Raw genomic sequence first — 15051 nt, 5'->3', positions numbered from 1 at the left:
GTCATGCTCGACCGTATCAAAGACACGTTTACGGAAAGTATTCAAACCAATATCGTTGCCAGTGAAGCATTACCGGATGCTATCGCCCTGGCCGGCATGATGCTAGTGAACTGCCTGCTCGCCGGCAATAAGATCCTGGCTTGTGGCAACGGCGGCAGCGCTTTACAGGCGCAGCACTTTGCCCACCTGCTGATACACCGTTTTGAAACCGAGCGCCCCAGCTTGCCCGCGGTAGCGCTGGGAGGGGACAGCGGCCTGGTCAGCGCCATCGCCAACGACGATAACTTTACCGATATCTTCAGCAAGCAGGTACGCGCTCTGGGTCAGGCAGGGGATGTACTGATGGTCATCTCTACGTCAGGTAACTCCCGTAATGTGGTCAAAGCAATGGAAGCGGCCTTGTCACGGGACATGACAATACTGGCACTGACCGGTATGGACGGCGGCGAAATGGCCGGTCTGTTAGGGCCTGGAGATGCCGAAATCCGGGTACCTGGTTACCGCTGCGCCCGTACGCAGGAAGTGCACCTGATGGTCTTACATGCATTGTGTGATGCCATTGATGCCAGCTTGTTCAGTCAGGAAAGTACGACATGAAAAAAATCATATTAATCAGTGCGATGTCATCTGTTTTGTTGTTACAGGGCTGCGCTGCCGCGTTAGTTGCAGGCGCAGCCGGCACCGCCGTGGTCGCCAATGACCGGCGCACCGTTGGCGCCTACATTGATGATGAAAGCATTGAGTTGAAAATCAACGGTTTGATCAACAGCGATGAAAATCTGCGGAAAAATACCCATGTCAGTGCCGTTTCAGTGAACGGTCAGGTATTGCTGGTAGGACAGGCCCCCGGGGAGCAATTCAGAAGCGCTATCGTCGATAAAGTTAAAGCCGTACCTGGTGTTCGCAAGATCCATAATCAGATCCGCCTGATGACTCCCACTTCTCTCGGTACCCGCGCCCATGACAGCTGGTTAACCAGTGTTGTCAAAGCCAAGTTAATGGCCAGCAAAGTCGATGCCTCAGCCATCAAAGTGGTAACCGAAAATGGCGAGGTTTACCTGATGGGGCTGGTAAATCAACACGAGGGTGCCGAGGCCGCCCAAGTGGCCAGTAATGTCTCTGGCGTTACCCGTGTGGTGAAAGTGTTTGAATACCGCCAGTCATAAAAAAACCGGCCTGATGGCCGGTTTTTTTATTTGATCACTTTCAGAAAAGGGGCTTTTTTCGCCGGTGGTGGTGGCTCATCATCTGGCCCACCGTCTTCTTCAATCAACCCTTCACGTAACGCAGCATAATAGGGTTCATCTTCAAAGGTTGTACCGGCACCGTTTTCCCTGGCGTAAATAGCCACAATGGCGGTCATCGGCAGATAAACGCGGCGAGGAACACCACCAAAGCGGGCATTGAAGGTGACATCATGGTTGCCCAGCTGCAAGCCACCAACTGCCCCGGGAGCAATGTTCAGCACTATCTGCCCATCGCGGGCAAATTCCATCGGCACATCCACCCCGGCAATGCCGGTATCGGCGACCAAATGCGGGGTCAGCTCATTTTCCAGCAGCCATTCGTAGAACGCCCGCAACAAGTGCGGGCGACTGGGGCTGAGGGGGCGTTCATCAGACGCCATGGGCCATTTCCCGTTCGGCATCTGACAGCGAGCCTTGGAACGAGTCGCGCTCAAACACCCGCGCCATATAGGTACGGATTTCCTTGGCACCTCGGCCACTGAGTTCCACACCCAGATGGTTGAGGCGCCACAGCAGCGGAGCCAGTACGCAGTCAATAAGGCCGAATTCCTCGCTCATAAAGTACGGCGTGTCGGCAAAAAGCGGCGCCAGAGAGAGCAGGCCTTCTTTGAGTTCCTGACGGCACTTGCTGGCCTCTTTACCCTGTTCAATGCGCTCAGCCAGGCTATACCAGTCCTTTTGAATGCGATACATGGTCTGGCGGGCATTGCCGCGCATAACCGGGTAGACCGGCATCAACGGCGGGTGCGGAAAACGCTCATCCAGATATTCATTGATGATATCTGCCCGGTACAGCGTCACTTCCCTGTCCACCAAAGTGGGAATGGTCGCATAAGGATTCAGTTCAACCAGATCTTCCGGCGGATTACTCAAATCCACATCAACCACATCAAAGGTAACGCCCTTTTCTGCCAGCACAATGCGTACCTGATGGCTGTACATGTCTGAACCACTACCAAAAAGGGTCATTACCGAGCGTTTGTTGGCTGCCAACGCCATTTAAGCCTCCAGAATTAAACGCAAAAACAGCAATGGAGGCCTAAGCCCCCATTGCTGCGGGGTCCATCGTCCTCAGTGGACGTCGCGCCAGTATTCTTTCTTCAGCAGATATGCCAGCACGAAAAAGATGGCCAAGAATACCATAACCTTCCAACCAATGCTCTCTGCTTGCAGACGCGTCGGCTCTCCGGTATACACCAGGAAGTTGACCAGATCCAGCACCGCCTTGTCGTACTCTTCCGGGCTTAGCTCACCAGAACCATCCGATTTGATGCCGGCGTAGACTTCCTTTTCCTCGCCGTTGATCAAGCGCTTTTCATAGACTTTGTGGGGAATACCCTGCAATTCCTGCAAAACATGCGGCATCCCGACATCTTTGAACAATACATTATTGACGCCCCAAGGACGGGAAGGGTCGGCATAAAAAGACCGCAGGTAGGTGTACAGCCAATCGGCCCCTCGTACTCTGGCAACCAGTGTCAGATCTGGCGGCTGGGTACCAAACCACTTGGCGGCCTGCTCGGCCGGCATAGCATTTTTCATGTGATCACCGATCTTGGCGCCGGTGAAAATCAGGTTCTGTTCCATCAGGCTGTGAGGAATACCCAGATCGTCAGCAGTACGCAAGTAACGCTGGAATTGCATCTGGTGACAGCCGGAACAGTAGTTCATGAACATTTTGGCGCCGCGTTGCAGTGACGCTTTATCCGTCAGGTCGTAATTTGCCTTGTCCAAGTGGACCTCATGGCCACCTGCGGCCATGGCCAGCCCCGGCAACAGGGCCAGCAATACCATCAGCAGACGTTTCATTTGAATGTCACCCTTTGCGGAACCGGCTTGGTTTTTTCATTTTTGCTGTACAACCACAGCAACAGGAAATAACCGAAGTAAGTCAGTGAACAAACCTGTGCAATTTTAGTCAGCAGCGGCGTGGCCGGCTGGGCTCCCAGGTAACCAAGAATAATGAACGAGATGGCAAACTGGGTCAGGTTCAGCTTATGTAGCCGGCTGCGGTAGCGCACCGAGCGCACCTTGCAGCGGTCAAACCAGGGCAACAGGAACAAAAAGACGATAGCCGCAAACATGGCAATAACACCGACCAGCTTGTCAGGTATCGCCCGCAAAATGGCGTAAAACGGTGTGAAATACCAAACCGGCGCAATGTGTTGCGGGGTTTTCAAAGGATCAGCCGGAGTAAAGTTTGGTGGCTCCAGGAAGAAACCGCCGCCCTCGGGCATAAAGAACAGGATGTAACAGAACACCAGCAGGAAGCCGGCAACGCCAACAATATCCTTGACGCTGTAATAAGGGTGGAAGGGAATGGCGTCTTTCGGCCAGCCGTTTTCATCCTTGTTTTTCTTGATGTCGATACCATCCGGGTTATTCGAACCCACCTCATGCAAAGCGATGATGTGCAGGAATACCAGCACCACCAGCACCAGTGGCAGGGCTATGACATGCAGGGCAAAGAAACGGTTGAGGGTGGCGCCACTGACCACGTAGTCACCGCGGATCCATAATGTCAGGTCATCACCGATAACCGGAATAGCGCCAAATAGCGAGATAATCACCTGCGCACCCCAGTAAGACATTTGCCCCCAAGGCAGCAGGTAGCCCATGAAAGCTTCAGCCATCAGTACCAGGAAGATCAGCATGCCGAAAATCCACAGCAGCTCACGAGGCTTCTGATAGGAGCCGTACATCAGGCCGCGGAACATGTGCAGGTAAACCACAATGAAGAACGCCGATGCACCGGTGGAGTGCATGTAGCGCAGCAACCAACCGTAGTCCACATCACGCATGATGTACTCTACCGAGGCAAAAGCGCCTTCAGCGGTAGGCACATAGTTCATGGTCAGCCAGATACCGGTGAGGATCTGGTTAACCAGTACCAGCAATGCCAGCGAGCCGAAAAAGTACCAGAAGTTAAAGTTTTTCGGCGCCGGGTACTGACCTACGTGTTTGTTCCAGGTCGCCGTCATCGGGATCCGTTCGTCGATCCAGGCAATCAGCTTATTCATGCCTTGGCCTCCTCTTCACTGAGCCCGACCAAAATGGTGTTGTCGTTCACATAATAGTGGGGAGGCACAACCAGATTCAGTGGTGCCGGTACGCCTTTAAACACCCGCCCCGCCATATCGTAAGTGGAGCCATGGCAAGGGCAGAAGAAGCCAAAGTCGAGCCCTTGTACCAGCTCTGCAAAGTCGCCTTTACGGTAAGTCGGTGAACAACCCAGGTGGGTACAGATCCCGACCGCGACCAAAATCTCCGGCTTGATGGAGCGGGTAGCATTTTGCGCATACGGCGGCTGTTGCGGCTCAACTGATTGCGGGTCGCGCAACTCATCATTATGGTTGCCCAACTTGGTTAACACGTCCGCTGTACGGTTAACGACCCACACCGGCTTACCACGCCACTTCACCAGAATCAGCTGCCCGGACTCGAGCTTACTGATATCCACCTTGACCGGCGCGCCGGCGATTTTGGCTTTGGCACTGGGGTTCCACGAGGAAATAAAGGGCACAGCGGCAAAGCCCGCCCCCACTGCCCCGACTACCGCAGTAGTCCAAGTGAGAAACCGGCGACGCCCGGAATCCACAGGTGCATTGCTCATCCATTTTTCTCCAGTTGCAGAGCCGGCTGCCATGCCACAGCATAACCTCCGCTCACACGAATGCCTTCTTCCAGGGCCTCTTTAGACTCTTGTTAAAGACTGCTGAATAAACGTTAAAAAATTGCAACGAATGATAATGAAAGGGTATGGAGAAGACAAGGCAAAGACCTTGATGACCATCAAGATAAGCAATAAAAAAGCCCGGCAAGCCGGGCTTTTTGCGTCCAAGAAAGCGTTGATTAACGCTTAGAGAACTGCGGACGACGACGGGCTTTACGCAGACCCACTTTCTTACGCTCAACTTTACGAGCGTCACGGGTAACGAAGCCAGCTTTGCGCAGTTCAGGGCGCAGAGACTCGTCGTACTCCATCAGGGCACGGGTAATGCCGTGACGGATAGCGCCAGCCTGACCAGAGATACCACCGCCAACAACGGTGATGTTCAGGTCCAGCTTGTCAGTCATTTCAGCCAGCTCCAGCGGCTGACGAACAACCATGCGAGCAGTTTCACGACCGAAGTACTCTTCGAGAGTGCGCTTGTTAATAGTGATGTTGCCACTACCCTGCTTGATAAAAACGCGGGCGGTGGAGCTTTTGCGACGGCCAGTGCCGTAGTATTGATTGTCTGCCATTGCGTTAATTCCGTATTAGATGTCAAGAACCTGAGGCTGTTGGGCGGCATGCTTGTGCTCGGCACCGGCATAGACCTTCAGCTTACGGAACATGGCGCGACCCAGAGGACCACGGGGCAGCATGCCTTTAACAGCAGCTTCGATGATCATCTCCGGCTTTTTGGCCTGCAACTTTTCAAAGCTGATGGACTTCAGACCACCCGGATAACCGGAGTGGGCGTGGTACATCTTGTCTTTGGACTTGGCACCTGTCACAACCACTTTTTCAGCGTTAATAACAACGATGTAATCACCGGTATCAACGTGCGGCGTGTACTCTGCTTTATGTTTGCCACGCAGACGCGTTGCGATTTCAGTGGCGATACGGCCCAAAGTTTTACCTTCAGCGTCAACCACGTACCAGTCACGTTTTACAGTTTCCGGCTTAGCTACGAACGTTTTCATTCACTTAAACCCAAATTCGTGTTGTTACATACCTGTGCAGGTTTACTACCCACACAATGTGCAAAACCGGCCGCTGTATCCCTTCGAATACCGGCTGGTGCTAGATGCGCTGCCCACACAGGGCAGTTGTAACGTGGGGCTGCGCGGATTATACGCACCTTGGTGGCCAAGATCACGCCTAATTTTACATCTCAGCTTTTGTGTTCACGGGCCAGATATTCATGCGATTGCATTTCTTCGAGCCGAGACAAACAACGCTTGAACTCAAATACCAGACGTTCGCCGGCATACAGCTCGGCGATCGCCACATCGCATAACATAATCAGTTTGACGCCCCGTTCGTAAAATTCATCAACCATGGCTATAAAACGTCGGGCTATGTCTTCATGGTCAGCCTGCATCTGGTGCACATCACTGACCATCACTGAATGGTAGCAACGCGCCAGCTCCATGTAATCGACCTGGCTGCGAGGACTGTCACACAAGGACCGAAAATCAATCATCAGCACACCATCAGCTTCACGCAAAGCGGCAATGCTGCGGCCTTCAACTTCAATCTGCGGTTGTTCCGATACCCGCTCACCGGCCAGCTGGTCAAAATAAGTGGCAAAATGTCGACGGTTATCTTCATTAGCTGGGCTAAGGAAGAGCTGTACCTTCTCCAGAGTACGTAGCCGGTAGTCAATGCCAGCATCAACATTCACCACCTCGCAGTGAGCGTTAATCAGCTTAATGGCTGGCAAAAAGCGCGCGCGCTGCAGGCCGTTACGGTACAACTCGTCAGGTACAATATTCGAGGTTGCCACCAAAATAATGCCGCGCGCAAACAGGGCTTCGAACAGGGTGCCCAACAGCATGGCATCGGTGATATCCGAGACAAAAAATTCATCAAAACAGATAATGTCGGTCTCGCTGGCAATACGCTCAGCAATCAGCAGTAGCGGATCACTTTCACCTTTGAGGGCTTTCAGATCCTGGTGAATGCGGTACATAAAGCGGTGAAAATGCGCCCGCATTTTGCGCTCGGTGGGCAGGCATTCAAAAAAGGTATCCACCAGGTACGTTTTGCCACGACCAACACCCCCCCAGAAGTACACCCCTTTGACTGGTGCCGGCGTCTTGTTGGCCAGTTTCGCTAGCCAGCCTTTCAGGCCTTTGCTGTTGCCGGCCATTCTGGCCAGATAGTCGTCATACAGGCGTTGCAAGTGCTGCACGGCGTTTTCCTGCGCTTGATCGTGCTGGAATTCCGGCCGGGCCAGGTCGGCCTGATAGCGCTGCCAGGGGGTCATCGGATCAGGGTTCTCATGGGCTGTTTTCGGGGCCGGCATAGTACCACGGCACAGCAGGAGCAGGTATATTGTTGCTATCAGCAACATCACCGGAGTTCTAATGTCTGTAATCAGTATTGCTATCGCCCTGGTAGTGGGTGTGGTCGTGGGTTTGATCACCGCGCGGCTGATGGGTAATTCCCCGGTCGGCGAAGATCAGTTACGTCAGGAACTGGATCAGGCGAAAATGGAGCTGGAACAGTACAAGGAAGACATTCGCGATCACTTCGAACAAAGCGCCGAGATGATGAAACAACTGGCCCGGGACTATGACAAATTAGCCCGCCATGTTAACGACGGTGCCAACACCTTACTCAGCCTCGACACCGATGCCTTTACCCTCACCAACGACCTCGAAGAACCTGAACAGGAGCCAACTGAACTGCTGGCAGAACCGCCACGGGACTACTCTCAGGAGCGACATGGCCTGTTGAATAAATAAATTTCGGAACTTTTGAATCCCTGGCAGGGTCAGTGAATGAGCCGAGACTGAAACAACCTCTTTGTTGCTTTTAGGAGATTCAGTACTAATGAAACCCCTGTCACTTTTACTATCCGCGGCCCTGTTTGGGTCAACTGTATTTGCCAGCCTGCCCGCCAGCGCCGCTCTGCCGCAGAGTGTAGCCGGTGAGGAAATGCCAAGCCTGGCACCGATGCTGAAAAAGGTGACGCCTGCCGTCGTCAGTATCAACGTTGCCGGCACCCATGTGTCCCGTCAACGTATTCCCGATGCTTTCCGCTTTTTCTTCGGCCCCAACATGCCGCAGGAACAAACCCGCAAGCAGCCGTTCCGGGGCCTCGGCTCCGGCGTAATCATTGACGCCAAAAAAGGCTATATCGTCACCAATAACCATGTGGTAGCAGAAGCTGACAAGATTGAAGTCACTTTGACTGATGGCCGCACCTTTAAAGCGAAGAAAGTTGGCGCCGATGCCGATGCCGACATTGCCCTGCTGCAAATCAAGGCGCCCAACCTGACCCAGATTAAACTGGCCAACTCCGACGACCTGCAGGTCGGCGACTTTGCTGTGGCAATCGGCAACCCACTGGGCCTCGGTCAAACTGTGACATCCGGTATTGTTTCGGCACTGGGTCGCAGTGATCTGCAGGTTGAAAAACTGGAAAACTTCATTCAAACCGATGCGGCCATCAACCGTGGTAACTCCGGTGGCGCCTTGGTTAACCTGCGTGGCGAGCTAATTGGCATTAACACCGCCATTATCGGCCCTGATGGCGGTAATATCGGTATTGGCTTTGCCATTCCAGTCAACATGATGAATAACCTGGTCAAACAGATCATTGAACACGGCGAGGTACGCCGTGGCTATCTGGGCATCATGGGCGGCGAGCTGACCCACGAGCTGGCCAAAGCCATGGGCTACCAGTCAGGTAAAGGCGCTTTTGTTTCCCAGGTTATGGACGGCTCTGCGGCAGACAAAGCCGGTATCAAGGCCGGGGATATCATCACCCAGATTAATGGTCGCGATGTCAGTAGCTTTGGTGAACTACGTGCCAAAGTCGGCACCCTTGGCGTGGGTGCCAAGATTGAGCTGGGTCTGATCCGTGATGGTAAAGCCAAGACAGTACACGTCACCCTGCAAGGTCAAAGTGGTGAAAAAGAGGCTTCCGGCCAGTCACTGCACCCCCGCCTGCAAGGCGCTGAATTTGAAAACAGCAAAGACGGTGTCAAAGTCACGAAGGTAGCTGACCGCTCCCCTGCTGCTTTCACCGGCTTGGAAGAAGGTGACGTGATCATCGCGGTTAACCGCCAACGCGTGAAAACCGTTGCTGACTTGGAGAAAGTGCTCAAAAACAATAACAGCGGTGGTGTGCTGGCGCTCAATATTTTGCGCGGCCACTCCAGTCTCTACTTGGTGATCCGCTGATGTTACCGGGGGCCATCAGGCCCCCTTTTTGCAGGCCCGCAAAACCTGTTATGCTCAGGTCTCTGTTTCCTCTCAGGATTTTTTAATGGCGCGTCTTGTCAAAGACCTGGCAAAAGCCATTGTGCTTGGCCTAGCGGTGGCGGCAGTACTACTGACCTTCTTCCCCAACCTGCGCAAAAATGACACCGCCAATCAGGGGTTGTTTCGCCAGGAAGCGAACCACCCGCCGATCTTGTCCTTTTCCGCCGCAGTGCGCCGCGCCGCACCTGCTGTCGTTAATATTTATTCGGTCAGTAACAGCAGCTCTAACCTCTACGAAAACCGCGGTACCGTCAAAGGCCTGGGTTCCGGCGTGATTATGACGGCCAAGGGGCATATTCTTACCAACTACCACGTTATTGATAATGCCGATCAGATTGTGGTGGCTTTGCAGGATGGTCGGGTCGCCAATGCCGAACTGGTAGGCACCGATCCGCTCACAGACTTGGCGGTATTACAGGTAGATCTGGATAACCTGCCGGTGATCCCGCAAGACCCGAACAACAAAGCCCAGGTCGGTGATGTGGTGATGGCCATCGGTAACCCCTACAACATCGGCCAGACCATTACCCAGGGTATTATCTCCGCCACAGGCCGCTCAGGGATGAGTTCAACCGGCTTTCAGGACTTTCTACAGACCGATGCGGCCATTAATGCGGGCAATTCCGGCGGCGCTTTGGTCAACAGCAATGGCGTTCTGGTCGGTATCAACACCGCGCTGTTCCACGTTTCACAGCGCATGGACGCCCCAGGGATCAGTTTCGCTATTCCCTATACCTTGGCCGCTAAAATCCTCAAAGAGCTGGTGACCTACGGGCGGGTGATTCGTGGCTATCTGGGCGTTAACTACCAGCAGCCACGTGTACCAATTATGACCATTCCACCGCTCATTACTGCTGTGGACCCGGACTCGCCGGCAGCAAAAGGCGGCATCCAGGTAGGGGATCTGATTGTCGGGATCAACGGCAAGGCTATCCGTAACGGTCTGCAGGCCATGGATATGGTGGCAGAAACCAAACCCGGCACAACGGTATCGGTCACCGTGCAACGTAACAGTAAGAAGAAAAAATTATCTGTCACCGTCGGTGAAAGGCCGCCCGGTTACTGAACCAAGCAATAAAAAAGCCCCTTTCGGGGCTTTTTTATTTTACCCGGCGTATGGTCGCGCCGAGCTTGGAGAGCTTGTCTTCAATGCACTCGTAACCACGGTCAATGTGGTAGATGCGATCAACCAAGGTGTCATCGCTGGCAATCAGCCCTGCAATAACCAGGCTAGCTGAAGCTCGCAAGTCTGTGGCCATAACTTGTGCCCCCGAGAGCCCTTCCACGCCTTTAACCAAGGCGTTGTTACCGTCCAGGCTGATGTTCGCACCCATACGACTGAGTTCCGGCACGTGCATAAAGCGGTTTTCAAAAATGGTTTCCCGGATCCGGGCTGACCCTTCTGCCACCGCATTGAGTACCGTGAACTGCGCCTGCATGTCAGTAGGAAAACCCGGGTAAGGTGCAGTGGTGACATCAACAGCTTTGGGCCGGCGGCCATGCATGTCCAGGCGGATCCAGTCGTCACCGGTGGTAATTTCAGCGCCGGCTTCTTCCAGTTTCACCAGTACCGCTTCCAGTAAGGATGGATCGGTATGCGTACAAGTCACACTGCCACGGGTTACCGCCGCCGCTACCAGAAAGGTGCCGGTTTCAATGCGATCCGGTTGCACCGGGTACTGGACACCGCACAGGCGGTCAACACCATCAATAACCAGTGTCGAACTGCCAATGCCACTAATCTTGGCCCCCATGGCCACCAGGAAGTTAGCTAAATCCACCACTTCCGGTTCCCGGGCGGCGTTTTCAATAACGGTACGGCCATCGGCCAGGGTCGCTGCCATCAGCAGGTTTTCGGTACCCGTCACCGAGACCGTATCCATGAGGATGTGCGCTCCTTTCAGGCGGCCATCAACAGTAGCCTGAATGTAGCCGTGCTCGACAACGATATCAGCCCCCATCAACTCCAGGCCGTGGATATGCAGATTCACCGGTCTGGCACCAATAGCACAACCGCCCGGCAGTGACACCTGTGCCTTACCAAAGCGTGCCGTCAAGGGCCCTAAAGCCAAAATAGATGCGCGCATGGTTCTGACTAAATCGTAGGGCGCAACGTGTTCATGTACGGTGCTGGGGTCCACTTCCACCGTCATGCCATCACCCAGGGTGATGCCGGCACCCAGGCGGCCCAACAAGGCCACCGTAGTGGTGACATCATTAAGGTGGGGGATGTTGCTCAGCTCTACAGGGCTATCAGCCAACAATGTGGCAAACAAAATAGGCAATGCGGCGTTTTTAGCGCCACTAATGGCAATGGAGCCGGCCAGTGGCGCCCCACCGGAAATCAATAATTTGTCCATGGGCGTTTACGTCAGAGGCCAGGCATGAGCAGCTTTTTATCGCGGGCCCATTCGGCAGGAGTGAAAGTTTTGATGGTAACAGCGTGCAGTGAACCGTCAGCGATCGCGTCTTTGAGCGGGCCATACACCAGTTGCTGGCGCTTGACCGGCCGCAGGTCGGCAAAGCAGTCGCCGACGGCAATGATGTTGTAGTGACTGCCTTCACCACTGACATGCACTTCTTGCAGTGCCAGGTTGTCACGCAATTGTTGTTCGATGTCCTGATAGGTCATGATTACTCAGCAAGCGGAATGATGCGATTGAGATTGCCCAATTCTGCCAGCTTTCGTAACCGTTCAGAAGCCCCTCTGACCTGCGCCTTGTCATGTTGTTCACATAACGTCAGCAACATCGCCAAGCCGGCGGTGTCAACACGGGCCAGAGCCGCCACATCAATGGTGGCCAAATCAGCATAGTTGCGCCGCTGCTGCCACAACAGCGGCACGGTGTTCCGATCCAGCTCACCACTGAGCGTCAATACTGGCGCCTGCCAGTCAATGCTCAGACTCATGATGTTTTATTGCCTGACTTCTTATAGGTGATGTCCGCCTTGGCTTTTTCCTTGAGCATCTCGGTAACCGCATCGATGCCCTTTTGACGGATCAGGCCTTCCAGTTCCGCCTGCTTGGAAGACAACAGGCTGATCCCTTCTGCCACCATGTCATAAACCCCCCAGTTGCCGGTCTTGCGGTTCAAGCGGGCCTTGAAGGTGATATCAATATCCGGGGCTCCTTGCTCAGTGATCCGCGCTTTGACAGAGACAATACGCTGATGATTGTCGTCGCCGAGGCTATCGCGCTCAAAACGTACGTTCTGGTCATGATACTGAGTAAAAGCCTGCGCATAGGTGGTGACCAGATAGTCTTTAAAGGCAGCCATAAAGCGCTCAACCTGATCACGTTTAACGTTAGGCAGGTTACGGCCAATCACTTTCAAAGAGGCATACCGGTAGTCCACGTAAGGCAGCAGCTCTTCACGGACAATATCTTTAAGCAGATTAGGGTTTTTCTGAACTTCTTGTTGGTGCGCTTTGAGCCGGTCAAAGGCATGCTGGGCAGCCGTTTCCACCATCACATACGGGTCTTTGCGAGACACCTCTTTGGCCTGTACTGACGCAACCAGGCCAGTGCTCACCAGCAACAACAGGAAAAATCGCTTGAACATGACGGACTCCTTAATTGTGTTTCTGCCCGAACAGGAACTGGCCGATCAGATTTTCAAGCACCAGAGCAGATTTGGTGTCTTCGATGTAATCGCCATTTTTGAGAATGGAAATGGAACTGTCCATGAACCCGGGTTGTAATCCGACATACTGCTCTCCCAGTAACCCCTGGGTCAGAATGGCGGCCGAGCTGGTTTCCGGAAACTTGTCGTAGCGGCGCTCAATTGACATAGCCACCACTGGCGTGAAGTCCTTGCTGTCGAGCTTGATACTGGCCACCCGGCCAACCACGACTCCCCCTACTTTCACCGGCGAGCGCACTTTCAGGCCACCGATGTTGTCGAACTTGGCATAGAGGGTATAGGTTTGACTGTCACTGGTGACTCCGCCATTGGCGACATTCAGTGCCAGGGCGGTCAATGCAGCAATACCCAAGACAATGAAAAAGCCCACCAGCAACTCAATTTTTCGACTGTTTTGCATAACCTTAGTTTCCAAACATCAATGCTGTGAGAAGAAAGTCCAGCGCCAGCACGGCCAGTGACGAATGCACCACTGTCTGTGTGGTAGCGCGGCTGATACCTTCGGAATTAGGAATCGCGTTGTAACCGTTGAAAACGGCAATCCAGGTAACGACTAAGGCAAAGACCACGCTTTTGAGCATGCCGTTGCCAATATCGTCGTACAGATCAACCGCCGACTGCATCACTGACCAGTAAGTACCAACATCCAGCCCCAGCCAGTCAACGCCGACAACTTTGCCACCCCAAATACCAACGGCGCAGAAAATCGCGGTAAGCAAAGGAAGCGCAATAACACCCGCCCAGAAACGCGGCGCAATAATACGCTTAAGCGGGTCAACTGCCATCATTTCCAGGCTGGAAAGCTGTTCAGTAGCTTTCATCAGGCCAATTTCTGCCGTCAGTGCAGAACCCGCCCGGCCTGCGAACAGCAGCGCCGTAACCACGGGTCCCAGTTCACGCAGAATGCTGAGCGCCACCATTGGCCCCAGTGAGGCTTCGGCGCCGAAGTCGACCAAAATGGTGTAGCCCTGCAGGCCCAGCACCATGCCGATAAAAAGCCCCGACACCATGATGATCAACAGTGATTGCACACCCACCACGTAAATCTGGCGGATGAGCAACCGCAGGCTCTTCAGCCCGGGAATACCGTACAGTGCTGACAACAGCATCAGCATGGCTTTGCCAAGGCCGGCGGTGATGGTTAGCCCCTGGCGGCCCAGGTTGGCAATGGCATTGAGCATCAGTGCTCGTCTCCTTTGAGATCCTGGCGATAATCCGGGGCACTGTAGTGAAACTGCACTGGGCCGTCCGGTTCGCCATCAAGAAACTGTCGAAGTTGCGGCGAGTCCAGCTCCCGTAACTGCGCGGGTGTCCCCTCGCCAATGATTTTGCGATCAGCAACCACATAGACGTAATCAGCAATCGAGAGTACTTCCTCGACGTCATGCGATACCACCACCGAGGTCAACCCCAGCGACTCACTTAACTGGCGGATGAGCTTGACGATGACCCCCATGGAGATAGGGTCTTGGCCGGCAAAGGGTTCATCAAACATGATCATTTCCGGGTCCAGGGCAATGGCCCGGGCCAATGCTGCCCGCCGCGCCATCCCCCCGGATAATTCACCAGGCATCAAGGCATGGGCACCACGCAGGCCCACAGCTTCAAGTTTCATCAGGACGATTTTACGGATCAATTCTTCCGACAGTTTGGTGTGTTCGCGCAGTGCAAAAGCAACGTTGTCAAATACCGTCATGTCGGTGAACAAGGCGCCGCTTTGGAACAGCATGCTCATCCGCTTACGGGTTTCAAAAAGCTGGCCACGAGACATCGCCGGAATACTTTTGCCATCAAACCGGATGTCACCGCTGTCGGGGCGCAGCTGCCCGCCAATCAAACGCAACAGGGTGGTTTTACCAATGCCACTGGGACCCATGATCGCCGTGATTTGATTGCTCCGAATGCGCAGGCTGATGTCGTCATAAATGACCCGTTCGCCACGGCGAAACGTCATGTTGGTGATATCGACCAGCGGTCGGGGTGCTGTCATCCGGGTAATCCTGGTGAGGTAAGGGAAGGCATTTTAACAAAGGGACCGGCATTGATTGCAATGACAATAAATGCAACAAAACGTTCGAAAGGGTAACTAGACGCATCTGAATTACCCGTGAACTGGCGGCCAGCAGGTGTTTTCAAGGTTCGCTTATTGGCTGCGCCTTACATATAATCGCGCCAG

The 15051-nt window shown here is 53.9% G+C and carries 20 protein-coding genes; 5 read left to right on the top strand and 15 right to left on the bottom strand.

What is annotated here, in order from left to right:
• Window positions 1–3: 3 nt before the first annotated feature.
• The gene (locus WDB70_RS01510) at window positions 4–597 is read left to right on the top strand and encodes an SIS domain-containing protein (protein ID WP_406665912.1); all 594 of its coding nucleotides are present in this window, start codon (window positions 4–6) and stop codon (window positions 595–597) included.
• Entirely contained in the window at window positions 594–1166 is a 573-nt protein-coding gene (gene dolP / locus WDB70_RS01505) for a division/outer membrane stress-associated lipid-binding lipoprotein (RefSeq protein WP_406665910.1), read from the top strand. Before WDB70_RS01510 ends, dolP begins: the two co-directional genes overlap by 4 nt.
• A gap of 26 nt (window positions 1167–1192) precedes the next feature.
• Here dolP and WDB70_RS01500 read toward each other — a convergent pair whose 3' ends face one another.
• The 8 genes from WDB70_RS01500 to zapE all read right to left on the bottom strand — a co-directional run bounded on the left by WDB70_RS01500 (window position 1193) and on the right by zapE (window position 7225).
• Window positions 1193–1627: a ClpXP protease specificity-enhancing factor gene (locus tag WDB70_RS01500; protein ID WP_406665908.1), complete on the bottom strand. Its 435-nt coding sequence runs from the start codon at window positions 1625–1627 to the stop codon at window positions 1193–1195.
• The gene (sspA, locus tag WDB70_RS01495; protein WP_406665906.1) at window positions 1617–2246 is read right to left on the bottom strand and encodes a stringent starvation protein SspA; all 630 of its coding nucleotides are present in this window, start codon (window positions 2244–2246) and stop codon (window positions 1617–1619) included. Before sspA ends, WDB70_RS01500 begins: the two co-directional genes overlap by 11 nt.
• A 72-nt stretch (window positions 2247–2318) precedes the next feature.
• The gene (locus tag WDB70_RS01490; RefSeq protein WP_406665904.1) at window positions 2319–3056 is read right to left on the bottom strand and encodes a cytochrome c1; all 738 of its coding nucleotides are present in this window, start codon (window positions 3054–3056) and stop codon (window positions 2319–2321) included.
• Entirely contained in the window at window positions 3053–4267 is a 1215-nt protein-coding gene (locus tag WDB70_RS01485; protein ID WP_406665902.1) for a cytochrome bc complex cytochrome b subunit, read from the bottom strand. The genes WDB70_RS01490 and WDB70_RS01485 overlap by 4 nt, the downstream gene beginning before the upstream one ends.
• Window positions 4264–4860, bottom strand: coding sequence for a ubiquinol-cytochrome c reductase iron-sulfur subunit (gene petA, locus WDB70_RS01480; RefSeq protein WP_406665900.1), 597 nt, complete (start codon window positions 4858–4860; stop codon window positions 4264–4266). Before petA ends, WDB70_RS01485 begins: the two co-directional genes overlap by 4 nt.
• A gap of 239 nt (window positions 4861–5099) precedes the next feature.
• Entirely contained in the window at window positions 5100–5492 is a 393-nt protein-coding gene (rpsI, locus tag WDB70_RS01475; RefSeq protein ID WP_406665898.1) for a 30S ribosomal protein S9, read from the bottom strand.
• A 15-nt stretch (window positions 5493–5507) separates the two neighbouring features.
• The gene (gene rplM, locus WDB70_RS01470) at window positions 5508–5936 is read right to left on the bottom strand and encodes a 50S ribosomal protein L13 (RefSeq protein ID WP_406665896.1); all 429 of its coding nucleotides are present in this window, start codon (window positions 5934–5936) and stop codon (window positions 5508–5510) included.
• A 191-nt stretch (window positions 5937–6127) separates the two neighbouring features.
• Entirely contained in the window at window positions 6128–7225 is a 1098-nt protein-coding gene (zapE, locus tag WDB70_RS01465) for a cell division protein ZapE (RefSeq protein WP_406667988.1), read from the bottom strand.
• A gap of 100 nt (window positions 7226–7325) precedes the next feature.
• Between zapE and WDB70_RS01460 the strand changes: the two genes are divergently transcribed.
• The 3 genes from WDB70_RS01460 (at window position 7326) to degS (ending at window position 10297) form a co-directional block, all read left to right on the top strand.
• Window positions 7326–7706 carry a YhcB family protein gene (locus WDB70_RS01460; protein ID WP_406665894.1) on the top strand — a complete coding sequence of 127 codons (381 nt, stop codon included), beginning with the start codon at window positions 7326–7328 and terminating at the stop codon, window positions 7704–7706.
• Window positions 7707–7794: 88 nt separating this feature from the next.
• Complete coding sequence (locus tag WDB70_RS01455) at window positions 7795–9150, top strand: Do family serine endopeptidase (RefSeq protein ID WP_406665892.1); 1356 nt, start codon at window positions 7795–7797, stop codon at window positions 9148–9150.
• Between the two features lie 85 nt (window positions 9151–9235).
• On the top strand, window positions 9236–10297 hold the full coding sequence (gene degS, locus WDB70_RS01450) for an outer membrane-stress sensor serine endopeptidase DegS (protein WP_406665890.1): 1062 nt from the start codon (window positions 9236–9238) through the stop codon (window positions 10295–10297).
• Window positions 10298–10331: 34 nt separating this feature from the next.
• Here the strand turns inward: degS and murA are convergent, their stop codons facing one another.
• Genes murA through mlaF form a run of 7 tightly spaced genes read right to left on the bottom strand, consistent with a single transcriptional unit; the run spans window position 10332 to window position 14865 of the window.
• Window positions 10332–11591, bottom strand: a complete 1260-nt coding sequence (gene murA / locus WDB70_RS01445; protein ID WP_406665888.1) for a UDP-N-acetylglucosamine 1-carboxyvinyltransferase — start codon at window positions 11589–11591, stop codon at window positions 10332–10334.
• 11 nt (window positions 11592–11602) lie between these two features.
• On the bottom strand, window positions 11603–11863 hold the full coding sequence (locus WDB70_RS01440; RefSeq protein WP_406665886.1) for a BolA family protein: 261 nt from the start codon (window positions 11861–11863) through the stop codon (window positions 11603–11605).
• A 2-nt stretch (window positions 11864–11865) separates the two neighbouring features.
• Window positions 11866–12141: an STAS domain-containing protein gene (locus tag WDB70_RS01435; protein ID WP_406665884.1), complete on the bottom strand. Its 276-nt coding sequence runs from the start codon at window positions 12139–12141 to the stop codon at window positions 11866–11868.
• Window positions 12138–12794: an ABC transporter substrate-binding protein gene (locus WDB70_RS01430; protein WP_406665882.1), complete on the bottom strand. Its 657-nt coding sequence runs from the start codon at window positions 12792–12794 to the stop codon at window positions 12138–12140. Before WDB70_RS01430 ends, WDB70_RS01435 begins: the two co-directional genes overlap by 4 nt.
• A gap of 10 nt (window positions 12795–12804) precedes the next feature.
• Window positions 12805–13275 carry an outer membrane lipid asymmetry maintenance protein MlaD gene (gene mlaD, locus WDB70_RS01425; protein WP_406665880.1) on the bottom strand — a complete coding sequence of 157 codons (471 nt, stop codon included), beginning with the start codon at window positions 13273–13275 and terminating at the stop codon, window positions 12805–12807.
• Between the two features lie 4 nt (window positions 13276–13279).
• Window positions 13280–14056, bottom strand: coding sequence for a lipid asymmetry maintenance ABC transporter permease subunit MlaE (mlaE, locus tag WDB70_RS01420; RefSeq protein WP_406665878.1), 777 nt, complete (start codon window positions 14054–14056; stop codon window positions 13280–13282).
• Window positions 14056–14865, bottom strand: coding sequence for a phospholipid ABC transporter ATP-binding protein MlaF (gene mlaF, locus WDB70_RS01415; protein ID WP_406665876.1), 810 nt, complete (start codon window positions 14863–14865; stop codon window positions 14056–14058). Before mlaF ends, mlaE begins: the two co-directional genes overlap by 1 nt.
• Window positions 14866–15051: the final 186 nt, after the last annotated feature.

The sequence above is a fragment of the Gallaecimonas aegicerasi genome, from assembly GCF_045291545.1.
Taxonomy (GTDB): Bacteria; Pseudomonadota; Gammaproteobacteria; order Enterobacterales; family Gallaecimonadaceae; genus Gallaecimonas.
The sequence above is the reverse complement of the archived record's forward strand: the minus strand, read 5'-3'. Positions and strand labels throughout refer to the sequence as shown.